23 protein-coding genes are annotated in these 22,791 nt (G+C 51.1%); 10 read left to right on the forward strand and 13 right to left on the reverse strand.

Features of this window, described 5'->3' with window-relative positions:
- The first annotated feature begins 62 nt into the window (after nucleotides 1-62).
- Nucleotides 63-2,114, forward strand: coding sequence for a S9 family peptidase (locus FAZ14_RS15365; protein WP_016941261.1), 2,052 nt, complete (start codon nucleotides 63-65; stop codon nucleotides 2,112-2,114).
- Between the two features lie 626 nt (nucleotides 2,115-2,740).
- Here the strand turns inward: FAZ14_RS15365 and FAZ14_RS15370 are convergent.
- A complete protein-coding gene (locus tag FAZ14_RS15370) occupies nucleotides 2,741-2,971 on the reverse strand; it encodes a DNA polymerase III subunit theta (RefSeq protein ID WP_016941263.1) in 231 nt (76 codons plus the stop codon).
- Between the two features lie 161 nt (nucleotides 2,972-3,132).
- Here FAZ14_RS15370 and copC point away from each other — a divergent pair, with 161 nt between their 5' ends.
- The 3 genes from copC to ftnA all read left to right on the forward strand — a co-directional run bounded on the left by copC (nucleotide 3,133) and on the right by ftnA (nucleotide 5,263).
- Nucleotides 3,133-3,513: a copper homeostasis periplasmic binding protein CopC gene (gene copC / locus FAZ14_RS15375; RefSeq protein WP_016941264.1), complete on the forward strand. Its 381-nt coding sequence runs from the start codon at nucleotides 3,133-3,135 to the stop codon at nucleotides 3,511-3,513.
- 18 nt (nucleotides 3,514-3,531) lie between these two features.
- Entirely contained in the window at nucleotides 3,532-4,410 is an 879-nt protein-coding gene (gene copD / locus FAZ14_RS15380) for a copper homeostasis membrane protein CopD (RefSeq protein ID WP_016941265.1), read from the forward strand.
- A gap of 343 nt (nucleotides 4,411-4,753) precedes the next feature.
- Nucleotides 4,754-5,263 carry a non-heme ferritin gene (gene ftnA / locus FAZ14_RS15385; protein ID WP_016941266.1) on the forward strand — a complete coding sequence of 170 codons (510 nt, stop codon included), beginning with the start codon at nucleotides 4,754-4,756 and terminating at the stop codon, nucleotides 5,261-5,263.
- A gap of 208 nt (nucleotides 5,264-5,471) precedes the next feature.
- Here ftnA and FAZ14_RS15390 read toward each other — a convergent pair whose 3' ends face one another.
- The 6 genes from FAZ14_RS15390 to FAZ14_RS15415 all read right to left on the reverse strand — a co-directional run bounded on the left by FAZ14_RS15390 (nucleotide 5,472) and on the right by FAZ14_RS15415 (nucleotide 10,280).
- Entirely contained in the window at nucleotides 5,472-6,743 is a 1,272-nt protein-coding gene (locus FAZ14_RS15390) for an alanine racemase (RefSeq protein ID WP_016941267.1), read from the reverse strand.
- A gap of 11 nt (nucleotides 6,744-6,754) precedes the next feature.
- A complete protein-coding gene (locus FAZ14_RS15395; RefSeq protein ID WP_016941268.1) occupies nucleotides 6,755-7,492 on the reverse strand; it encodes an amino acid ABC transporter ATP-binding protein in 738 nt (245 codons plus the stop codon).
- Entirely contained in the window at nucleotides 7,489-8,133 is a 645-nt protein-coding gene (locus tag FAZ14_RS15400; RefSeq protein WP_016941269.1) for an amino acid ABC transporter permease, read from the reverse strand. Before FAZ14_RS15400 ends, FAZ14_RS15395 begins: the two co-directional genes overlap by 4 nt.
- Entirely contained in the window at nucleotides 8,130-8,870 is a 741-nt protein-coding gene (locus FAZ14_RS15405) for an amino acid ABC transporter permease (RefSeq protein WP_016941270.1), read from the reverse strand. Before FAZ14_RS15405 ends, FAZ14_RS15400 begins: the two co-directional genes overlap by 4 nt.
- 48 nt (nucleotides 8,871-8,918) lie before the next feature.
- The gene (locus FAZ14_RS15410) at nucleotides 8,919-9,755 is read right to left on the reverse strand and encodes an ABC transporter substrate-binding protein (protein WP_016941271.1); all 837 of its coding nucleotides are present in this window, start codon (nucleotides 9,753-9,755) and stop codon (nucleotides 8,919-8,921) included.
- Between the two features lie 132 nt (nucleotides 9,756-9,887).
- Nucleotides 9,888-10,280 carry a RidA family protein gene (locus tag FAZ14_RS15415; protein WP_016941272.1) on the reverse strand — a complete coding sequence of 131 codons (393 nt, stop codon included), beginning with the start codon at nucleotides 10,278-10,280 and terminating at the stop codon, nucleotides 9,888-9,890.
- A 403-nt stretch (nucleotides 10,281-10,683) separates the two neighbouring features.
- On the opposite strand from FAZ14_RS15415, the gene FAZ14_RS15420 reads away from it, so the two are divergent.
- Nucleotides 10,684-11,436 carry an IclR family transcriptional regulator gene (locus FAZ14_RS15420; RefSeq protein ID WP_016941273.1) on the forward strand — a complete coding sequence of 251 codons (753 nt, stop codon included), beginning with the start codon at nucleotides 10,684-10,686 and terminating at the stop codon, nucleotides 11,434-11,436.
- A gap of 899 nt (nucleotides 11,437-12,335) precedes the next feature.
- On the opposite strand, the gene FAZ14_RS15425 is transcribed toward FAZ14_RS15420, so the two are convergent.
- Nucleotides 12,336-12,674 carry a YebY family protein gene (locus FAZ14_RS15425; protein WP_016941275.1) on the reverse strand — a complete coding sequence of 113 codons (339 nt, stop codon included), beginning with the start codon at nucleotides 12,672-12,674 and terminating at the stop codon, nucleotides 12,336-12,338.
- A 295-nt stretch (nucleotides 12,675-12,969) separates the two neighbouring features.
- Between FAZ14_RS15425 and FAZ14_RS15430 the strand changes: the two genes are divergently transcribed.
- Entirely contained in the window at nucleotides 12,970-13,365 is a 396-nt protein-coding gene (locus tag FAZ14_RS15430; protein ID WP_016941276.1) for a hypothetical protein, read from the forward strand.
- Between the two features lie 101 nt (nucleotides 13,366-13,466).
- Here the strand turns inward: FAZ14_RS15430 and FAZ14_RS15435 are convergent, their stop codons facing one another.
- Both FAZ14_RS15435 and yeaG read right to left on the reverse strand, forming a co-directional pair.
- Nucleotides 13,467-14,744, reverse strand: coding sequence for a YeaH/YhbH family protein (locus FAZ14_RS15435; RefSeq protein WP_033581391.1), 1,278 nt, complete (start codon nucleotides 14,742-14,744; stop codon nucleotides 13,467-13,469).
- A gap of 36 nt (nucleotides 14,745-14,780) precedes the next feature.
- On the reverse strand, nucleotides 14,781-16,715 hold the full coding sequence (gene yeaG / locus FAZ14_RS15440) for a protein kinase YeaG (RefSeq protein ID WP_012884836.1): 1,935 nt from the start codon (nucleotides 16,713-16,715) through the stop codon (nucleotides 14,781-14,783).
- A 449-nt stretch (nucleotides 16,716-17,164) separates the two neighbouring features.
- Between yeaG and FAZ14_RS15445 the strand changes: the two genes are divergently transcribed.
- A complete protein-coding gene (locus FAZ14_RS15445) occupies nucleotides 17,165-17,914 on the forward strand; it encodes a MipA/OmpV family protein (RefSeq protein WP_153508844.1) in 750 nt (249 codons plus the stop codon).
- A gap of 114 nt (nucleotides 17,915-18,028) precedes the next feature.
- The gene (locus tag FAZ14_RS15450; RefSeq protein WP_153508845.1) at nucleotides 18,029-18,880 is read left to right on the forward strand and encodes an aldo/keto reductase; all 852 of its coding nucleotides are present in this window, start codon (nucleotides 18,029-18,031) and stop codon (nucleotides 18,878-18,880) included.
- A gap of 67 nt (nucleotides 18,881-18,947) precedes the next feature.
- Here FAZ14_RS15450 and FAZ14_RS15455 read toward each other — a convergent pair whose 3' ends face one another.
- Both FAZ14_RS15455 and gapA read right to left on the reverse strand, forming a co-directional pair.
- Nucleotides 18,948-19,820: a D-hexose-6-phosphate mutarotase gene (locus tag FAZ14_RS15455; RefSeq protein ID WP_153508846.1), complete on the reverse strand. Its 873-nt coding sequence runs from the start codon at nucleotides 19,818-19,820 to the stop codon at nucleotides 18,948-18,950.
- An 88-nt stretch (nucleotides 19,821-19,908) separates the two neighbouring features.
- Entirely contained in the window at nucleotides 19,909-20,904 is a 996-nt protein-coding gene (gapA, locus tag FAZ14_RS15460; RefSeq protein ID WP_012884832.1) for a glyceraldehyde-3-phosphate dehydrogenase, read from the reverse strand.
- Nucleotides 20,905-21,254: 350 nt separating this feature from the next.
- Between gapA and msrB the strand changes: the two genes are divergently transcribed.
- Both msrB and FAZ14_RS15470 read left to right on the forward strand, forming a co-directional pair.
- A complete protein-coding gene (gene msrB, locus FAZ14_RS15465; protein WP_016941280.1) occupies nucleotides 21,255-21,671 on the forward strand; it encodes a peptide-methionine (R)-S-oxide reductase MsrB in 417 nt (138 codons plus the stop codon).
- Between the two features lie 84 nt (nucleotides 21,672-21,755).
- The gene (locus tag FAZ14_RS15470; protein ID WP_016941281.1) at nucleotides 21,756-22,031 is read left to right on the forward strand and encodes a YeaC family protein; all 276 of its coding nucleotides are present in this window, start codon (nucleotides 21,756-21,758) and stop codon (nucleotides 22,029-22,031) included.
- Between the two features lie 105 nt (nucleotides 22,032-22,136).
- Here FAZ14_RS15470 and pncA read toward each other — a convergent pair whose 3' ends face one another.
- Nucleotides 22,137-22,775: a bifunctional nicotinamidase/pyrazinamidase gene (pncA, locus tag FAZ14_RS15475; protein WP_016941282.1), complete on the reverse strand. Its 639-nt coding sequence runs from the start codon at nucleotides 22,773-22,775 to the stop codon at nucleotides 22,137-22,139.
- Between the last annotated feature and the right edge of the window lie 16 nt (nucleotides 22,776-22,791).

Consider the following 22,791-nt stretch of genomic DNA (forward strand, 5'->3'; position numbering starts at 1 on the left):
TGTGCCAGTGTGGGGCAGCGGTAAGGCAGAGTCTGACAAATGAATGGAAAGGAGTGATGTGCATGAGCGCGCCGCAAGCCGAAAAACGCCCGCATAAGATGACAATGCATGGCGATACCCGTATCGATAACTACTATTGGCTGCGGGATGATGAACGCAACAATCCGGATGTGCTTGCCTGGTTACAGCAAGAGAATCGCTATTGCGAACGGGTAATGGCACCTCATGAGGCTCTGCGTCGAACGTTGTACGAGGAAATGGTGGCGCGTATCCCCGGTGAAGATGTTTCGGTGCCTTATGTCAAACGTGGCTACCGCTACCAAAGTCGTTATGAACCTGGCAAAGATTACGCTATCTATCAGCGTCAAGCTGAGCAGGAAACGGGGGCTGATACCTGGCAGGTATTGCTGGATGGCAATCAACGGGCGGCTGGCAGCGAGTTCTACAGCCTTGGTGCGTTGGGGGTGAGCCCGGATAACCGACTGATGAGCGTGTCAGAAGATCTACTCTCCCGTCGGCAGTATGTGGTGACGTTTCAGGACCTGACCACCGGTGAGTGGCTGGATGATCGGCTGGAGAATGTGTCTGCCGGTAGTGAGTGGGCGGCAGACTCTCGCACGCTCTATTATGTGCGTAAACACCCGCAGACGTTGCTGCCTTATCAAGTGTATCGCCATCGTCTGGGGGATGATCCACAGCAGGATGAGTTGGTGTATGAAGAAACAGATGACACATTTTATCTCAGCCTGGATAAAACTACCTCCGAGCGCTATATCCTGCTCTATCTGGATAGTACTACCAGTACTGAAATTCTGTTGCTGGATGCGACTGACCCACAGGCAAAACCGCAGGTGTTTCTACCACGACGGCCGGATCACGAGTATGTGATTGACCATTTTCGTGATGATTTTTACGTTCGCTCCAACAAAGACGGCAAAACATTCGGCTTTTATCGTGCACATGATGCCAGCGAATCCACATGGCAGCCCTTGATCAGCCCACGTCCTGACTGTGTGCTGGAAGGGTTTGCACTGTTTGATGACTGGTACGTAGTTGAAGAACGTGAACGTGGGTTGACCCAGATTCGCTATATTCACTGGCAGACGGAAGTTTCTCGCCAGATTGCGTTTAATGACCCTGCCTACGTGAGCTGGCTGAGCTATAACCCAACGCCCGAGAGCAAACAACTGCGCTACGGTTACTCTTCAATGACCACGCCCATGACCATCTATGAACTGGATATGGCAACCGGTGTGCAGGCGGTACTCAAACAATCCGCAGTAAAAAATTTTGATGCCGACAATTACCGCAGCGAACGAGTCTGGATAACCGCCCGTGATGGTGAATCGGTACCGGTATCGTTGGTGTATCACAAAGACTGCCAACTGGCGCAAAGCCCATTGCTGGTTTACGGCTACGGTGCGTATGGCAGCAGTATGGATCCAGAGTTCAGTAGCAGTCGTTTAAGTTTACTGGATCGCGGCTTCGTGTATGCGCTGGCGCATATTCGCGGCGGGGGAGAATTGGGGCAGCAATGGCACGATCAGGGACGGCTATCCAACAAGATGAATACCTTCACCGATTTCATTGATGTCACGCAGGCGTTGCTGGCGCAAGGTTATGGCGACCCGAAAAAAACCTTCGCCATGGGGGGCAGCGCCGGCGGGTTACTGATGGGGGCCGTCATAAACATGGCTCCTTCACTGTTTTATGGGGTGGTGGCGCAGGTGCCGTTTGTCGATGTCCTCACGACCATGTTGGATGAGTCCATTCCGCTTACTACTGGCGAATATGATGAATGGGGCAATCCGAATAACGCGGCTGATTACCAGTACATCAAGCAATATAGTCCTTATGACCGAGTCTCGGTGCAGTGTTATCCCCACTTGCTGGTGACGACAGGCCTGCACGACTCACAAGTTCAGTATTGGGAACCGGCCAAATGGGTAGCAAAACTGCGTGAACTGAAAACCGACGATCATCTGTTGTTGTTACACACCGATATGGGGGCTGGTCATGGTGGTAAATCTGGTCGCCTGGCCCAGTTTGAAGACATTGCACAGGAGTTTACCTTCCTGTTAATGGTGCTTGAAGGTCAGTCACTGCAGGGGTAGCACTTCAGATTGGTGTAGCGGAGAAAGATGGACGGCATAGTTTGTCGAACCTTTACACCAGAAGACCGTGCCGAAAAAACGGTACAGGAAAAGTAGTACAAGAAAGTAGTACAAGAAAAACGAGCAGCCAGACGGAGAGAACTGGAACTGCGATCACCGGGTGTCAGGAGGCAGAGGGTGATCGCAGAATGTTGCCTGACGCGGATGTCGCCTGAGCCGATGTTGCCTGAATACTGCAGCATTCGGCAAGCAGCCAAATTTAGGCAACGTGGTTAGTTTCAGTTGGTTTCAGGCTGCGGTTGCGCCCGTTTAGCCCGCTTTTCCGCCCGTTTTTGCGCGGCGGTTTTCAGCGGTTTTTTCTTGGCGTTTTTCTTGCTGTCCATTCCTTTACTCATCTTGTGCCTCGCTTGGTAAAAGGTTGGTATGCCTGTTTATTAACCTCCTGTTTGTGAGGAGATGCAAGTGAAAAAGTGCTTTTTTGGCCAGTAAAATGACGGCGAAGAATTGAGCAAGTAAGGGTGGACCGAATAGAAACGGCGGCGAAAATCGGTATAGGGTGGGTAATCAGGCGCTATCCGAGGGTATTGGATAGCGTCGTGGTGAACGTGTGCTGATGAACGGAGCCGTTATTTACTGTTTGGGTCATACGGTAAGGTGGAGAACTGGTGGGAGATTCCCCGGTAGTAACTGACCCTTTCACGAAAATAGGGGCGCAGATGTGCGGGTTGCTGCTGTTCGATTTCATCCATGATCACCGGCATGTTATAGCGTTCGCGAAACGCCACGCTGGATGCCGCCAAATCCACATTGACCTTTTCCATTTCTTCATAGGGCAGGTCGGCCAGATTGTATCCCATGATTGCCTCCTCTGTGTTGCGCCACAAAAGTAAAGCAGAAGTGCGGAATTGGCAAATTCTGTTACTCTCCAGACCCTCGACAAGGCAGTGGGTGGCTCGTATCCTTGCCGTTGTTTTGCGTTAACTGAACGTAACAGGAAACTACTAGAAAGGGTAACACCATGTTGAAGCGTACATTTTTCCCGGCGATGAAGGCAGTACTGTTCGTAGGAAGCCTGTTTATCTCTCAGGCTGCACTGGCCCATGCTCATCTCAAAAGTCAGACTCCAGCGGCAGACAAGGCGATTACGGCACAAACAGCACCGTCTTCTCTGACGCTGCTTTTTTCAGAAGATATCGAACCTGCGTTCAGTGGTGTGGAGTTGACGCTAGCGGGGCAGGCTGTGTCGGTAGGCAAGGCGACGGTAGAAAATGATCATCATAATGTAATGGTGGTGCCGATTGAAAAGCCGTTAACCAGTGGTAGCTATCAGGTTTCCTGGCATGTGCTGTCTGTCGATGGTCATAAAACGCAGGGAAGCTATCGTTTTGATGTCAAATAATACGGCAGTGATTGGCTGATGCTGCTGGAGGCGGTATACGCAGGATTGCGTATCGGACATTTTTCCAGCCTCATGTTGCTGGTGGGGACAGCCTGTTATTGTCGGTTACTGTCACCCCGTACCTATCGGGCGCAGTTGGCGTCGCAGTTGTATGGGGTGATGGTGATCGGTAGCGCTGTAGCCATGTTGACCGCTGTTGGCATTCTGGCGGCGCAGACAGGATTGATGAGCGGTGACTGGCGCAATATCGGTGATGTGAGTACCTGGTATGCTGTATTGGGTACCCGTTTCGGGATGCTATGGGTCTGGCAACCGGTGCTGGCGTTAATCACGTGTGCGACGGTGTTCTGGCACCGTAGTAGGTGGCTCACGGGTATGCTGGTGTCTGGCGTAGCCCAACTCTGTGGTATGGCGTGGGTAGGTCACGCGGCGATGTTGGAGGGCTGGCCGGGGATAGTGCATGGCCTGAGCCAGACGGTACACTTGCTGTCGGTAACCTTTTGGGTCGGTGGGCTGGTGCCGTTACTGCCAGTATTGCGGGATGCGCAGCGGGTGTCGGCACGCGAGGATGCCATCCTGACGATGATGCGCTTTTCTCGTTTCGGTCATCTGGCCGTTGCGCTGGCAATCCTGACCGGTCTGGTGAATACCCGATTGATTCTCGGCTGGCCGTTGCCAGCGTTCGGGGTGTATAGCACATTGCTGGCGGTGAAGGTTCTGCTGGTCGCTGCTATGGTGTTGTTGGCGTTGTTCAATCGCTACTGGGTAGTGCCGCGCTTTCAGCATGCTGGGCATGCTGCTTACAGTTATTTTCTTCGGTTGACGATGGCAGAACTGTCGTTGTCTGTTCTGGTGGTTGGGCTGGTCAGTGTTCTGGCGACATTGTCTCCAGCATGAGTGCTCTGGTGGGGGAAGGGGAATATGCCGGTGTCGGGCATATTATGCAGACAAGCATACTGACTTTATTTTTAACAAATATAGATTTTTAACAAACCTGGATTTTTAATAACCCCAGATTTTTAATAAACCCAGAATGCTTAATAAAACCAGTTAATGAAAATAGTTATCAACGCCATTTTCTAATCATGGGAATAATGAAAATTATTCTCATAACCAAATGATAATGCATTGAAGTTATAAGGAATTTATTTCAATTTTGTGTTAACGGAATGTTTTAAATCCCACCCTTTACAGGCATAATATGAAAATCAGTCACCTGCCAGTAAAATAAGGAACGGCCATGTTAAAGAAAGAAATGATTCAGAAGCTGAATGAACAGCTTAATCTTGAATTTTACTCCGCCAATTTATATCTGCAGATGAGCGCCTGGTGTGGCGATAAAGGTTTTGAAGGTGCGTCGATTTTCCTGAAATCACATTCCCGTGAAGAGATGGATCATATGCAACGCCTGTTCGATTATCTGAACGACACCGGCAGCATGCCGCAATTGGGTGCGATTGCCGCACCACCGATCGAGTTTGATTCATTGCAGGATGTCTTCAAACTGACCTATGAGCACGAGCAGTTGATTACCCAAAAAATCAATGAACTGGCTCATTCAGCCATGACGTTGCAGGACTATTCCACCTTTAATTTCCTGCAGTGGTATGTAGCGGAACAGCACGAAGAAGAAAAACTGTTCAAGTCCATTCTCGACAAGCTGGGTATGGTGAATGCACAGGAAGGTGGCTTGTTCTTTATTGATCAGGATTTGAAAAAAATGGCGGCCTCGGTAACCCCATCTGCCTGATATGAGTCGGGTAATAGCTTCCCTATTACCCGTTCCTTTTTTACCCATTCCCCTTGCGATGCTCTTGCCAGACCTTCCTCATCCCACGTTAAATCCAATCCGCTGTGACACCTGTTGCGTTTAAGGTCTTATCGACGTGGTGTTTATTGTTCAGTCGTTTTCAACCGTCATGATGGTATACCCCATCCGTGGGGCTGGGGCTAGCGTCTTAAAATACGGTTTCCAGTGAATCGGTTACACAGTAATGATCATCCACCAATGGCAGGTAGCGCCATTTATCAAATGCCGTACAGGGATGGGAAATGCCGCATCCCACCCAGTCTCCGGGTTGTAACCGTTCTGTGTCTGGCAGACTAAGGTACGCATGCTGATCGTTCACTTCCGTGATGCGTAATTGTGTCGCCGTGCGTGCGGCACTACCGTCTGCCTGGCGGATCCATAACGGAATAGGTAAATCTTGATCGAATGGCACATCACGTCGTCCAAAATCGAGAAATGCCAGTCCAGGCTCTGGACGCGACAACACGCGTCCCCAGATTTCCAGTGCGGCCGTGAAATGATAGTGGCTACCGGGTTGGGCGAATGGCGCGATACGTGCATAGAGGCCGTTGTCATGTGCCATGTAGGCACCGGAGCGGATCAACGGGATAACCGGTAATGGTAAGCGTGCGCTAGTTAAACTGTCAGTGACCACATCAAACCAGGCTCCGCCACCGGCGCTAAGAATAATACTATCGCTGCTGAATAAGTGCTTCTCCGCCAGTTGTGTCGCGGTGGCGATCAGCATGTCGCAATAGTCTTTCACTCGTGCGATACCGTGAGCATCCCGCCCGGCACCCAATGCCCCTTCATAGCCCGATACACCAACCAACTGTAACGATGGGCTTGCCGCGATGGCGTCAGCAATCATCACCGCGTCCTGGCGTGTTCGACAACCGGTGCGACCGCCGCTGACTGACATCTCCAGCAACACCGAGATACGGGTATTACCAAGATGCTGCTCCAGCAATTTTACCCCGTGCAGTGAATCGACGTAGCAGAGGAAACCATGGTCGGGGTGCTGTTGTTGCCATTGCGCTATCCAGCGGATACCGGCAGGGTCAACCAATTGATTAGCGAGAAAAACGTTACGAATGCCGAAGTGACGCAGTGCACGCACTTGCGCAGGCGTCGCGGCGCTAATGCCCCATGCGCCACCTTCGGTAATCGCCCGGCGCAAAACAGTCGCAGACATGGATGTCTTACCGTGGGCCGCCAGCATTACGCCTCGCTCGCGGCAGAAGGTCGCCAACTGGCGCAAGTTGTTCTCCAGAGCGGACTGCTTCATCAACATCAACGGAGAGAATACCTTTTCACTGCTCAACACTGGCGTTCCGACAGGTAAGTATTCCGTACCGCTACCGGCAACAGATTTAAAACGCGGTGCGGTGTGCGGCGCATCCAGTAAGCCATCTGCCTGCAACGGAAAGTGAATCGACATGTCGCCTCCTGTTAATGTTCAAGTACGCGGGATAAAAACTGTTGAGTCCGTGGATTTTGCGGATGCACGAAAATCTGCTCGGGTGAGCCTTGCTCGGCGATGATGCCTTGATCCATAAACACCACACGGTCAGCCGTTTTGCGTGCGAAGCCCATTTCGTGGGTTACCACCACCATCGTCATGCCATCACGAGCCAGACTGCGCATGACTTCCATTACTTCACCGACCAACTCAGGGTCGAGTGCAGACGTGGCTTCATCAAAGAACATAATTCTGGGTTCAACAGCCAATGCCCGCGCGATGGCAACCCGCTGCTGTTGCCCACCGGATAACTGTGCAGGGTAGTGGTGCGCGCGTTCCGCCAGCCCGACACGTTCCAGTGCTGCCATACCGCGTTTAGTGGCCTCGGCTTCAGACAGTTTTTGAGCCTTTATTAGCGCTAAGGTCACGTTGCCGAGCGCCGTTTTGTGAGGGAACAGATTAAATTGCTGGAATACCATACCAACATGGCCGCAGATTTCATGGCTGCGGTTGGCATCGTGCAGTGGCACGTCATTGACCCAAATCTCGCCGCTGTCGGCACTTTCCAGCCCGCTCATAATGCGCAATACGGTGCTTTTGCCGGAACCGGACGCGCCAATCAGTACCAAAACTTCACCTGGTGAAACGTCAAGACTGATGGCTTTCAACACCTGTGTGGTGCCAAATGATTTGGAAATACGGCTCAGTGTAATGGCGGATTTGCTCATGATAACTGGCTCCTGGCCTGGTGATGTTGAACCCAACGGGAAAGCGGAAAACAAACGGCGAAATAGAGCAGGGCGACCAGCCCATAAATGATGACCGGCTGGCCGATGCGATCGACAATCGCCTGCCCCTGATGCATCAGTTCTGACATGCCAATCATGCTGACTATTGAGGTATCCTTAATCAGCGACAGGTATTGCCCAGTCAGAGGGGGCAGCACGATGCCACGAGTCTGGGGCAGGATCACACTGAGAAAGGTCTGGCGTTTGGATAACCCTAAAATCCATGACACTTCCCATTGCCCTTTGGGCACCGCTTCAATGCCAGCGCGAAACACTTCCGCGATATAAGCACCCTGATAAATACTTAGCCCCAGGATCCCGGCGGCGAACAAATTAATGTCGTATCCAAAATACGCTACGCCAAAGTAGATAAACATCAGCGTAATGAGTACGGGTGTGCCGCGAAACAGCTCGATGTACAACAGGGCGAGTTGCCGGGCGATAGGCAATCGGCTGGTGCGTAGCACCGCTGCCAGCAAGCCAAGCAACGTACTACCAATAATTGCGGCCACCGAGAGCACCAGCGTGGTACCCAAACCGGTTAACAGCAACGGCAGAGCACGGATGATGATGTCGTTCATAGCGCATTCTCCCGTTTCGGCAGCGAATTAATCAGCCATCGTCTTATCAGCCCGGCGGCGGGCTTTTTTACCGGGGTGACCAGCGGCGGGGTAAACAGACGCCGTCCTGCCAGATGACCTAACCATGAAAACAGATTGCTGAGCAGTAAATAAATCACCGTTACGATGCTGAAGGTCTGGATATACAGCAATGTGCGGGCGTTGATGACGGTTGCCGTACCCGTCAGTTCCGGCAGAGCAATGGCGGATAACAACGAGGTGCCTAACAGTAATTGGATCAGGTTGTTGATAATCGCGGGCCATACAGCGCGTGTGGCCTGGGGCAGTATCACGCTCAGGAAAATGTGTCGACGCGAAATACCCAGGATCCAGGCGGCTTCCAATTGGCCTTTAGGCACCGATTGAATGCCGGCCCGAAAGGTTTCCGATAAATAGGCACCGACATTAATGCCCAATGCCAGAATCCCTGCTGTTGTTGCACTCATGGTGATGCCGAGTGAGGGCAGGCCGAAGAAAATAATGAAAATTTGTAATAGCACCGGCGTGTTACGAATGAATTCCACATAACAGTGGCTCAGCCAGCGTACCAGCGTCAGCGATGAGGCTTTTGCCAGCGCCGCTAATAGTCCAAGCGCTATTGCCAGTGCAAAAGCCAGCAGAGTGACCTGCAGTGTTAGCCAGGTGGCCGTAAGAAACGTACCACCGTAGTGCCACAGGGTTAGCCATTGATAATTCATGGGTCTACTCCTTTGAGTGGCGCAACAGGAATGTTGCGCCACGCGCGGTCAATATTGTGGGTTCAGTGGGTAGCGGGGTTTACTGCCAAACCATTTTTGATATAGCGCGGCGTTTTGGCCGGACGCATTAATCTCAAACAGGAATTCATTCAGGTAATTCAGCCAGACCTGGTCGCCTTGCTTCACACCGAATGCGTTGTATTCAAGCGGAACCAAGGCTTCATTGGTGACCGTCAGTGTTGAGTCGAGCTTACTTTGATAGGCGAGGAAATTATTATCTTCGATCATCGCATCAGCCTGACCTTGTTTTACCGCCAGAATGGCCGCCTGGGATGAGTCGTATTCCTGAATCTTGACATCGATACCGAGATTGCGCACTTCGTCGCCGTTTGTTGACCCTTTCACTGTGGCGATGGTTTTGCCCGCCATATCATGAGCGGACTGAATTCCGCTGTTCTTACGCACCAGCATGGCTTCGCTTGCCACGACATACGGGGCGGTGAAACTGATTTCTTTGGCGCGTTCCAGGTTGCGGGTGAAGTTACAAAACACGACATCCACTTTATTGGTCTGCAGGTTAGGAATGCGGTTGGCACTGGTGGTATTGACCATCTCTAGCTTGACTCCCATCGCTTTTGCCAGTGCTTTGGCCAAATCCACATCGTACCCATCAGGGTTACCCGCCTGGTCATAAAAGCCGAATGGCGCGAAGCTCAGACAATCACCGACGCGTAGCGTCCCACGTTGCAAAACGGTTTGAAGGGCAGACTGCGGTGCAGCGTTATCAGCCTTCTTCTCATCGGTAGGCGTACAGCCTGCCAGGGTCAACAACACCAGCGCGCTGGCAAAGAGCCTGGTGTTTATTTTTAGCGATGTTGTATTCATTTTATGCTCTCTTATTGAATGGAGATGATATGAAAACCGTTATTTTGCAGAAAAGTGGAAAACGCTTATTAATAACAGGCTACCCTGGTTTTGACGCATAAAATAATTAGCCTGTTTTTAGCGTGGACTTAATTACTTGCGATCGGCACGAAAGCATTTCATATCCACTTCCACTTTGCAGTCGACGACCAAATCCTGCACGCTGCAAATTCGTGCGGGCGGATGGCCGTTAAATATTTCACTGAATACTTTATTAAATGAACTGAAGTAACGGGCGTCGGTTAATACTGCCGTGACGTGGACGACATCTTCCACACGGTAACCCGCTTCACGCATGATAGTCAGGCAATTATCGAACGCTAATTGCGTTTGCTCGATGATGCCACCTTCCACCACTTCGCCATTGCGCATGGGCGTTTGACCGGAGATATACAGCCATCCATCGGCTTCGACGGCCCGTGCGAATGGCAGTTTTTGCCCGCCAGTCCCCGTCCCACCCTCAATGCCGTAGCGTTTGATCGTCATGCCACCTGCTCCTTATTCATGATAACTCGGGTATTGTGTTGCCTGTATCTTTGTCCGATATATCAGACTAAAATCTGCAATACCGGATAGCGCAAGATTTGCACAGGATTTTTATTTTTGCAATATAGGGATCCGTATTTAATTTTTAATCCTGCTGACAGGATCCCAAAAATAAGAGAAACGAATATCAGTTTTAGGGATGAAAACATCGGCAGTATTGATATTTTTAACCCTGCTATTATTTATTGCGCCAACATGGGGCACTAAAATGGAGCGCAGGTATTATCGGTATCCAGAGTAAAAAATTATTTTATCGAGATGGGTTAACGAGGGCTGGCAGTGTATGATGCTTTCTTTTTTCAGCGTATTTATCATTGCATGATTGCAACAGGAGAATGTGCCTATGTCTGACGAGAAAACGTCACGGGCGCGCGGTGTGGACCGGGTCATCGAGATTTTTCGCCAACTGCATATTTCCAGAAAACCCATGGCCATGCGTGATTTGATTGACGCGACAGGTGCTCCCCGTTCCAGCGTCTATGAACTGGTGAGCCTGCTCAGTGAGGCTGGCTTGCTGGAACTGGATGCTGATGGTGCCGTGTTCTTCGGTCGTGAGATGCACTACTATGGTGCGGACTACATGGCGCACAATGATTTAATTCGTCGTGCGCACCAGCTCATGGTGGAACTCGTTGCGCGTCATGGTGAAACCGTGCAGCTCTGCATGCTGGAAGGGAATAAATACACCGTCGTGCTATCGGAAAGTAACGCACATCCCTTCAAGATAACCTCGGATATCGGTGTACGCGTTCCCATTCCGTGGACGGCGACGGGGCGGTTGCTACTGAGCAATTGGTCAGACAGTGCCATTCTTGAGCTGATCCCTGAAGAGGATTATCGTCTGGCGAATGGAACCGTTCTGGATAAACAGGCGTTTCTTGATGATATTCATCAGGCAGGGCTGCAAGGGTATTGCCAGACGGAAGGGCTATCGGAAAGTTTTACCTGTTGCATGGCTGCCCCGATTCGCTCACGCAGTGGTCAGGCGGTAGCGGCTGTCTGCTTTATGATCAGCCGCGATACGCCGCCAGAACGCCGTAAAATGCTCTTGGAAGAGTTGATTGTTTCCGGGCAGAAGCTGTCTGATTTCACCTGATGTGATTTCCTGGAGGCTCCGGTACAGCCCAGTATTTTCTGTGTCGGGGACTTTCATCGATAATTCACCTGAGAGCCACTATTAAGTGGTTTTCATGTGTTGCCGGGGGTTACGCGTCAATGGCCAGTAGACTGCATCTTACGATCGGTTATAGCGATCAATTCTGAATAATTGATCTATAGAAACGTCTATAAAATAATCGATTTAGATGCCATCATGATTATGCTTAAAACGCTAATTGAAACGCCAGGGAAGCGGCCCACTGAGCAATCAGTGGGTTTTTAGCGATTTAATACGGCTCCCCATTTCATCGAGTGCATCGAACATTGTTTCACACTGAGCTATATGCAGTGGTATTGCTATACCAGGTAATATTTTGACTGCCAACCAGCCACTAATATCCTCAAAAACTGCATAAGCCCATGCGGACATTCGGTTAGCATTTCGTTATTTTCGAGTACACAAATTATATTTCCATGGTGGTCGATAGTTCTCATTTTTTATTACATCCATGTAATTGAATAGTCTATCTTGCTACAGAAAGTAGTAGATATCCAGCTTGCAGCAATTTACACCGGGTACGGAATTTCGGGCCAATTTCGGGCATTTTCGGGCCGACTGATATTTTTTTGTTTTAAATCAAAGATATAAAAAAAGACCGAACACGATTCCTGTGCCCGGTCTAGGGAAATGGCTCTTGGGAGAGAGCCGTGCGCTAAAAGTTGGCATTTGTTGCAAGTTGCATCACAACCTGCTCTTTAAGCGTAGACGACCCCTCTCTGTTTTCCAGTCTGGCACGCGCTTTGACGGTCAATTCCGAAACAATCTGTACACTTTGTGACAACCAACGCAAACCTGCATATTGACGAGCCACTCGCTTTTCTGTCGTGCTATATGTGCTATTGGCACAGGCGTTGTGCCCGGTCAATAAAGGGTTGCAGACTCATTTTTTGTCCCGGATTTTTTGGGTCATCCAGAAGGATGGTTTCCAACGAGCTGGCGTTTACCTTACCGGTGCTGACTTGTTCACGAGCGATGTCGTTAAGTGGATACTGTACCAGCGTGCTGGGGTTAATCACGTACATCGCGTGGTCAGCCCGGCAGATTAGCTGAACCTCTTCACGATTAAATGCCCAATTTGCGCCATATTCCAGCTTACTTAAATTTGCCAATTGCGTGGCAGCTAATGCCTGCGCTGACAGGGCCGAGACAATCAGTGGCAGTACTACTTTTTTCATCGTGATATTCCATGTAAAGCGCACCCTGACCGGAGGTCACCTCAGGCATACTGTCGGGTGCTGGATTCGCTATGGTTAAGGCGTGAGATAAACCAGTATGACTGAAGCCGTGATCATAACGGCCTGCTTTGATGAAGTCGAGCTAACGGCGTAGCGAGTGCAACTGATGCGAAGTTAAGCGCCAGGTTGCTCAAGATTAAGGATAAAATGTGGAGACCGGGTAGCGGTTAAGGTGCCGTTGAGGTCAATCCTGAGATGTTGCAATGGGAAACAACCATCAACGGGATTACACATAATGAAAAAAATCATTGCCGCGGCTGCGCTGTCGGTCGCGTTGGTTGGCTGTGCGAATCAGTCAGCCTCAATGCGGATGGCCGCTGAAACGGCGGATTATGGAACATTACCGGCAGATTATAAAAAACAGATTTACAGCTATTGCAGCTTTGCGCTGAAAGACCCGTATAGCGCGCATTATTCATTCATGGCGCCATACAAAGGTTATTTGGAAAAGGACTCATTCACATCAAAGAATAAAGTCACATTTGGCTGGGTGGTCCCGGTGGTGATCAATGCGAAGAACGGGTTCGGTGCCTATATGGGGAAACATAAGATGTTGTTTGTGTTCTCTGAGGGGAAAATTAAAGACTCGTCATTCAACAAATCGTTCGGCAAGGTGGTACCGGTTATTTAAATGTTTGCTGGGTTGATGAAATATCGGTCCGTACAGCAGAAAAGGGTAGGGATAACAGGGGAAGCAGCCAGCGTGTAACACGCTGGCTGATGTAGGTCTGGTTAATTGTTGACGGTTTGTTTGTGAAAGATTTCGCGAAAGACGGGGTAAATATCGTCCTGATCGCGAATATGCTGCATGGCAAAATTATCAAAATTCTCCCGCAGCACTTCATATTCCCGCCACAGCGTTTGGTGAGAGCGGCGGGTGATCTCTATATAGCTGTAGTAACGCACCACCGGCAGCAGGCGGGTGGTCAGTAATTCACGACAGAGCGGCGAATCGTCCGCCCAGTTATCGCCATCGGAAGCCTGCGCGGCATAAATATTCCACTGCGCGGGGTTATAACGTTCTTTGACGACATCCTCCATTAATTTCAGGGCGCTGGAGACAATCGTGCCACCGGTTTCCTGAGAGTAGAAGAATTCCTGCTCATCCACTTCCTTGGCCTGTGTATGGTGGCGGATGTACACCACCTCCACATTTTTGTAGGTTCGACTCAGGAACAGATACAACAGGATGTAAAAACGTTTGGCGATGTCCTTGGTGGCCTGGTCCATAGAACCAGAGACATCCATCAGACAGAACATCACCGCCTGGCTCGACGGTTCCGGTCGGCGTTCGTAATTCTTGTAACGCAGATCGAAGGTGTCGATAAACGGCACACTGGCGATACGCTGGCGTAACTCGGCGATTTCCTGACGCAGCCGCTCCTCCTCCAGCAGCTGAGCCGGTTCCGTGTTTTCCAGCAATGCCAGGTCTTCCTCTCGCTGGTGAAGATCGCGTCGTTTACCGGCGGTCATCGCCATGCGGCGGGCCAGCGAGTTTTGCAGTGAGCGCACCACGCTGATATTGGCGGGGACGCCATTGGCGGTGTACCCCGCACGGTGGGTTTTGTACTCGTTCAGTTGCCGATGCTCGGTTTTTTTCAGGTTTGGCAGCGCCAGATCTTCGAACAGCAGGTCAAGATATTCATCTTTGGATATCTGGAACACGAAATCATCCTGGCCTTCACCGTCTTGTCCGGCATCCCCCTGGCCTGAGCCGCTACCGCCGCCGCCACCCTGAGGGCGCTCGATCTTGTCGTTCTCGACAAAGTGATCGTTACCGGGGTGTACCCGGTGACGAACCCCGCCACGCCCCTGATGGAACATCGGTTCACTGATATCCGCGTTGGGGATCGAGATAGACTCCCCATTTTCCACGTCGGTGACCGAACGCTTGTTAATGGCCCCGGCAATCGACTGCTTTATTTGCGACTTGTAACGGCGCAAAAAACGCTGGCGGTTAACCGCGCTTTTGTTCTTGCCGTTCAAGCGCCGATCAATGAAATAGGCCATGTTTCCCCCAAACGACATGCCTGTCGATGTCCGGCATCAGGATGACTTCCTCACGCGCAGGTACCATTCGCACAGCAAACGCACCTGTTTGCGGGTGTAGCCTTTTTCCATCATGCGATCGACAAAGTCGTCGTGTTTTTTCTGCTCTTCCGTCGATGTTTTGGTGTTAAACGAAATCACCGGCAGCAGCTCTTCGGTATTGGAGAACATCTTTTTCTCAATGACCGTGCGCAGTTTTTCATAGCTGGTCCAGTTCGGATTACGGCCGCTATTGCTGGCGCGGGCGCGTAATACAAAGTTGACGATCTCGTTGCGGAAGTCTTTCGGGTTACTGATACCCGCCGGTTTTTCGATTTTCTCCAGTTCAGCGTTAAGTGATTCACGATCAAACAACTGACCGGTATCCGGGTCACGGTATTCCTGATCCTGAATCCAGAAGTCGGCATAGGTCACATAGCGATCAAAGATGTTTTGACCGTATTCCGAGTAGGACTCAAGGTAGGCCGTCTGTATTTCCTTACCGATGAATTCGGCGTATTTTGGAATCAGGTAGCCTTTCAGGTGTTCCAGGTATTTCTCCGCGACATCCTGCGGGAACTGTTCCCGCTCAATTTGCTGTTCCAGTACATAGAACAGGTGAACCGGGTTGGCCGCTACTTCGCTGTGATCAAAGTTGAACACGCGCGAGAGGATCTTAAAGGCAAAACGGGTGGAAAGCCCTTTCATGCCTTCATCGACACCTGCGTAATCACGGTACTCCTGATACGACTTGGCCTTCGGATCGGTATCTTTCAGGCTTTCACCATCGTATACCCGCATTTTTGAGTAGATACTGGAGTTTTCTGGATCTTTGAGCCGCGACAAAATGGAGAAGCGGGCTAGTGTTTCCAGCGTGCCGGGGGCGCAGGGGGCGCGACTCAGCTCACTGTTTACCAACAACTTGTCATAAATTCTGACTTCTTCGGAAACCCGCAGGCAATAAGGCACTTTGACGATGTAGACACGGTCGAGAAAAGCCTCGTTGTTTTTGTTGTTACGGAATTGCACCCATTCAGATTCGTTGGAGTGGGCGAGGATAATCCCGTTAAACGGCAGCGCGGCAATACCTTCGGTACCGTTATAGTTGCCTTCCTGTGTGGCGGTCAGTAAGGGGTGAAGCACTTTGATCGGTGCTTTAAACATTTCCACGAATTCCATCACGCCCTGGTTGGCACGGCACAGCGCGCCGGAGTAGCCATAAGCGTCCGGGTCGTTTTGTGCGAAATGCTCCAGCTTGCGGATGTCCACTTTACCGACCAGCGCTGAAATGTCCTGGTTGTTTTCATCACCCGGCTCGGTTTTGGCGATAGCCAGTTGGGCCAGAATAGAAGGCCAGACTTTGACGACACGGAACTTGGTGATATCACCACCAAATTCCTGCAGGCGTTTGGCTGCCCAGGGAGACATGATAGTGCCCAGATAGCGGCGTGGAACGCCGTATTCTTTCTCCAGGATTGACGCATCTTCTTGCGGGTTGAACAAGCACAGCGGATGGTCGTTGACCGGGCTACGCTCGCCGTTGGCGCTCAGGATATAAATAGGAACACGCTGCATCAGTGCTTTCAGTCGTTCAGCCAGCGAGGATTTACCGCCGCCGACCGGGCCCAGCAGATAGAGGATTTGTTTCTTCTCTTCAAGCCCTTGCGCGGCATGTTTCAGATAGGAAACAATTTGTTCGATGGCTTCTTCCATGCCATAGAACTCTTCGAACGCAGGGTAGCGGGCAATTACCCGGTTGGAAAACAAACGAGACAGACGTGGTTCCTGGGCGGTGTCTACCATAACCGGTTCACCGATAGCCATTAACAATCGCTCAGCGGCGTTCGCATACGCACTGCGGTCTTGCTGGCAGATGGTAAGGAACTCTTGCAGAGTGAACTCTTCGTCTTTGGCAGCGTCGTAACGCTGACGATAATGATCAAATATGTTCATAGCGTTGCCCGTCCTTCGTCGATTAACACAGAGTAAGAGAGCGAATGGTATGTATAAAGCCTATGTAATGGATGGCTCTCCCGGAAGAAGACCTCATACTGGAATACAGCAACCCTTATGCCAACTTGGCTGGCAATGGGTCTGGGGATTACTGGCACCCGGCTGTAGTCAGCGGAAATCCTCTGCCTTGTTTAAAGCGTAGTTTGCATCCATAAATTTGCCTCTATTCTTGCGTCGCATTTTTAAGATATTTCAATGACTCACTTCGGCATGAGGGCGTAAAGCTGGCTTTTTTATCCGCCAACGCAGACCCGATGCGGGGTGATGATTGGCAGACGAAATCGTTATAACTTATGTATCTTTCACATTAATGTGATGTATGTAGGACTCCGGCGCTGCTATGCTGCCGAATGCGATCAAATGTGTAACATCGAAGGAGCGCGACGACCGTGAAAAAACACGTATTCACTTTCTTAACGGCGACACTGGCTGGCGCGGTTATGACTGGCACTGCACTGGCGGACGAGTTCTCGCTGGGCGTGGGTGCGGTTGGCGGAACGGCACTATACCGTGGCGATAGTGGGCATGTTTATCCTTTCCCAATGGTGAACTATGACGGCGAGAATTTTTATCTGCGTGGTCTGCAAGGTGGGTATTACCTGTGGAATGACGCACAGAACAAGCTCTCACTAACCGCCTATTACAATCCTTTCGGTTTTAGACCGGGAGACAGCGACGACAGTCAGATGAAGCAGCTCGACCGGCGACGTGGCACGTTGATGGCGGGGCTGGCGTATCGTTACGACGCGCAGTGGGGGACGTTGCGCACGGTTTTCGCTGGCGACACGCTAGACTACAGCAACGGCCTGGTGTGGGATTCTGCCTACCTCTATCGCTTCAATGACGGCAACTGGAGCCTGACGCCGGGAATAGGGATTACCTGGTCGAGCGAGAATCAGAACCGCTACTACTATGGTGTGACGGGCGATGAAGCGGCACGCTCTGGATTACGCAATTACCAACCGAACGATGGCTGGTCGCCCTACGTCGAGTTGAGTGCGGGTTATCAAATCAATTCCAACTGGAGTTCCTGGGTGAGTGGGCGTTATATCCGCTTGTCTGATGACGTGAAAGACAGCCCGATGGTCGATAAAAGCTATAACCTGATGCTGAGCGGTGGTGTCAGTTATCGTTTCTGACATGGCGTGCTCGCGTATTGTGCATTAGCTGCACAAAAATGGGGTGTGTTCACCCCATTTGCACATTAATGGCGCAGCCAAGGTTTGTTACCCTGAGCGCAGGAGGGTAAGAGCATGCTAAAGCAGGTGGTATTCCCTGAGGGGAGAACGGTTCCCGCGATAGGTCAGGGAACGTGGTTTATGGGCGAGAGTGCACAACGACGACGTGCGGAAGTCAGTGCGCTACAGGCGGGTATTGATCTGGGCATGACGCTGATCGATACGGCGGAAATGTATGCGGATGGTGGCGCGGAAGAGGTCGTCGGGGAGGCGCTGCGTGGCCGTCGTGATCAGGTTTATCTGGTTTCCAAGGTGTATCCGCATAATGCCGGTGGTGAACGGGCGATTGCCGCTTGCGAACGCAGTCTGAAACGTTTGAAAACTGATTATATCGACCTGTATTTACTGCACTGGCGTGGCGGGATTCCGTTGACTGATACCATTACCGCGATGGAGCGCTTGCAACAGGCTGGCAAAATTGGGCGCTGGGGTGTCTCTAATCTGGATACGCGGGATATGGTTGAACTGTGGTCATGTCAGGGAGGCAATCAGTGCCAGACTAATCAGGTGTTGTATCATCTGGCTTCACGCGGTATCGAATATGATTTACTGCCCTGGTGTCAGCAGCGCCAACTTCCGGTGATGGCGTACTGCCCTTTGGCTCAGGCCGGGCAATTACGACATGATTTATTGGCTCATCCGGCGGTCGTGCAGGTTGCTCACCAGCAGGCGCTGACACCCGCGCAGGTGTTGCTGGCCTGGGTGGTTCGCCAGTCTGGCGTTATTGCTATTCCCAAAGCCAGTACACTGGCACATGTCAAAGAAAACGCCGCTGCACTTGATGTGACGTTGTCACCTGAGCAGATAGCTACCCTCGATGAGGCTTATCCGGCACCTCGTCACAAACAACCGCTGGATGTCGTATAAGCGGGATAACCCAAGCATGACTGGCTTTCGCCAGTCATGTAATGCAGCAACAAAACAACAGTAAAGATTACTTACGCAGACGAATCGTGGAGGTCAGGCGGGCGGGGGTTTGCGTGGTTGCCACAGCCGGTTGCGTTACGCGTGCCGTTTCAACACAAACAAACGTCTGGTAGCCGTCATCCGTCATATCGCTGATGGTGCGAGACAACTCTGCACCTGGGTTCCAGGCCACAACATCGCTGTGATGGGTGTGATGCACTTCAATGGTGCGTTGCAGTACCGGGTCTTCAATCAGGCTGACTGACGCCGGATGGGTATAGATACGATCGGTACGGGTGGCAAAGGTCAGGTCGCCTTGTTGTGTATCGGTTTTACCGTCGTTAACCTTATCGATGAAGGTCTCACCCAGGCCGCTAATCTGAATTTTGCTGATGTCACCAATCTGGAAGTAGGTATGCAGCGCCGTGGTCAGGCTGTAGTCACCATGACATTCAAGTTCCATACGGCATTCTTGGGCCGTCAAATGGAAGCGAGCCAGAACGGTAAACGTATGTGGCCAGGCGGCGCGTGTCTGTTCGGAGTCACGTAACGTAAAGGCGAGGGTCACGCCATGGGCGTCTTCACTGTGCGAGGTGAATTCCCAGGCCAGCAGACGACCGAAGCCATGGTTGGGCTGCGCAGCCGGACCAAACCAGGGGAAACAAATAGGCACACCGCCGCGAATGGCCACACCGTTTTCAAATGGCGTGTTGTCGCTTAACCACAGCACCGGCTGTTCGCCAGTAGGCTGCCAGCTCAGCAGGTGAGCACCCTGTAATGCAACGGCAGCACGAACCTGCGGATGATCGACCACAATCACCGGCAGTTGGCCCAGTTGACGTTGGCTCAGATGGGTGGTGATCGCATGAGTGAGGGGAAGTGAATAAATGTTGTCGTTCATGGTATTGGTTTTGCCTTAGTGGTCTTGTTGTATACCCAATAAAAAAGGGCGACTCACGTCGCCCTCTTATCATCTGTTCATCGCCACATTATTTGGAGATGTGAGCGATCAGATCCAGAACCTTGTTAGAGTAGCCCGTTTCGTTGTCATACCAGGAAACCAGTTTCACGAAGGTGTCGCTCAGTGCGATACCGGCTTTGGCATCGAACACAGAGGTCAGTTTTTCGCCGTTGAAATCGGTGGATACCACGTCATCTTCGGTGTAACCCAGAACGCCTTTCAGTTCGCCTTCAGAAGCGGCTTTGATTGCTGCACAAATTTCTTTGTACGTTGCCGGTTTTTCCAGACGAGCAGTCAGGTCAACAACAGATACGTTCGGGGTCGGTACACGGAACGCCATACCAGTCAGTTTACCGTTCAGTGCCGGAATAACTTTACCTACAGCTTTAGCTGCACCGGTAGAAGACGGGATGATGTTCTGAGCTGCGCCACGGCCGCCGCGCCAGTCTTTGTGAGACGGGCCATCAACGGTTTTCTGAGTCGCAGTGGTGGCGTGAACGGTGGTCATCAGTGCTTCAACGATACCGAATTTGTCGTTGATAACTTTAGCCAGCGGTGCCAGGCAGTTGGTGGTACAAGAGGCGTTAGACACGATATCCTGACCAGCGTAGGAAGCGTGGTTAACACCCATAACGAACATCGGCGTGTCGTCTTTAGACGGGCCAGTCAGAACCACTTTTTTAGCGCCAGCCTGGATGTGTTTACGCGCGGTTTCGTCGGTCAGGAAGATACCGGTTGCTTCAGCAACAACGTCAACACCAACTTCGTTCCACTTCAGGTTAGCCGGATCTTTCTCAGCGGTAACACGGATGGTTTTGCCGTTAACAACCAGGTGACCGTCTTTAACTTCAACAGTACCTTTGAAGCGGCCATGGGTGGAGTCATACTTCAGCATGTATGCCATGTATTCCGCATCCAGCAAATCGTTGATGGCAACGATTTCGATGTCAGAGCGTTCCTGTGCAGCGCGGAAAACGATACGGCCAATACGGCCAAACCCGTTGATACCTACTTTGATAGTCATATATTCCACCAGCTATTGGTTTGTGAATAAAAGGTTGGTTGTAAAATTACAAAAACCTTACTGAGCGTCAAGCGGAATCGTGTCAATCGTTGCGGTAAGTCAAAAGTCCGCTCAACAGTTGCACGATAAACAGCTATCAGCCTAACTAAAGGACATAACCCAATCATATGAGGAATGCACAGGCATGGAAACACCTGCCATAGGTGTAATTGTGATAGTGATCACAATTAAATGTGCCATTACTGCGTGGGGATAAGTGTAGGCCAAAATAGGCTGTGGTGGTGTTAACTTTTTGTTAGAATTATGCGGCATCATTCTGGTGAAAAAAATCGTGTTTCAGTGAGCATCTGATGACCAAGATAACTGTTTCCCAACGCAATCTGGATGAGTTAACCGACTTGCAACGGCACGTGACACAGCAACGGGGGACGGAAAGTCCCTATACCGGTAAGCTGTTGCATAACAAGCGCACGGGGGTTTATCACTGCCTGTGCTGCCATCAGCCGTTGTTTTATTCCGATAGCAAGTATGATTCCGGCTGCGGCTGGCCGAGTTTTGATCGCCCAGTGAATGAGCAGGCTATCCGCTATCTTGAGGATTATTCCCACCATATGCACCGTATTGAGATCCGTTGTGGTCAATGTGACGCTCATCTGGGGCATGTCTTCCCGGATGGTCCACAGGAGACGACCGGCGAGCGTTATTGTGTAAATTCTGTATCACTCAGCTTTATTGATGCAGAAAATGGTCAGCAGACGGATGGTTAGCCGGGCTAATACAATCGATTGACTTGAAACCAATAGATTGACTTGAAACGTTTCAGCTAAATCTGACTTCAGGCAGAGAAAAACATGCAATTAGACGATTTAATAACCAGCATGACGCCGGAGATTTATCAGCGTCTGACGACGGCGGTAGAACTGGGAAAGTGGCCAGATGGCGTGGCCCTGACAACGGAACAAAAAGAAAACGCACTACAGATGGTGATGTTATGGCAGGCGCGTAATAACACCGAGGCTGACCATATGACGATCAACACCCGTGGTGAAATCGAAATGAAGAGTAAGCAGGAATTAAAACAGCGCTTTGCTGGTGATACGATTACCACGTTGAAACCACAAGACTAAGGTTTAAACCACAAGACTAAGGTTTAAACCACAAGACTAAGCATTAGCGATATCGGTGGCTTGGGCACGCCAGCGCTGAGCGCTGGCGTGATGAGAAGGGCGTGATTAACTCAGTGACGCAATAAACGCTGTCAGAGAAACCTGGGTGGCACCGTGTTTTACCATCACATCTATCGCCAGCTCGCTGTCGTTGGGTTGCAGGTTAACGCCTCTGCAGCCATCTGCCAGCACCTCGGTTTGATACCCCAGCGCCAGTGCATCCAGCACGGTGTATTTGACGCAATAATCGGTTGCCAGCCCCATGATGGTCAAACGGGTAATGTTTCTGGCTTTCAGCCAGTCGTTCAGGTCGGTGCGGGTGCGGTGACCGTTATCGAAAAATGCGCTGTAGCTGTCGATAAAAGGGTGCGTCCCCTTACGCACTACCCAGTCGATGGCACGCTGATTCAGCCTGGGGTGCAGGTCGGCACCCGGTGAGCCCTGTACGCAATGCACCGGCCACCAAATCTGTGGCAGGCCATCCAGTTCACCTTGTTCACCCACATGGGTGCCGGAATTAATGGCGAAACTGCGGTGATCCGCCGGATGCCAGTCCTGACAGGCTACCACCATAACGCCAGCCGACTTGCAGGCCGCGATAGCCTGATTGGCGATCGCGACCACACTATCCCCGTCCGAGACAGCCAGTGCGCCCCCCGCACAGAAGTCATTTTGGATATCCACCAGCAAGAGTGCTCTGTTCATCGTCTCTTCTTCTCAT

This window comes from Dickeya oryzae, assembly GCF_009372235.1.
Lineage (GTDB): Bacteria > Pseudomonadota > Gammaproteobacteria > Enterobacterales > Enterobacteriaceae > Dickeya > Dickeya oryzae.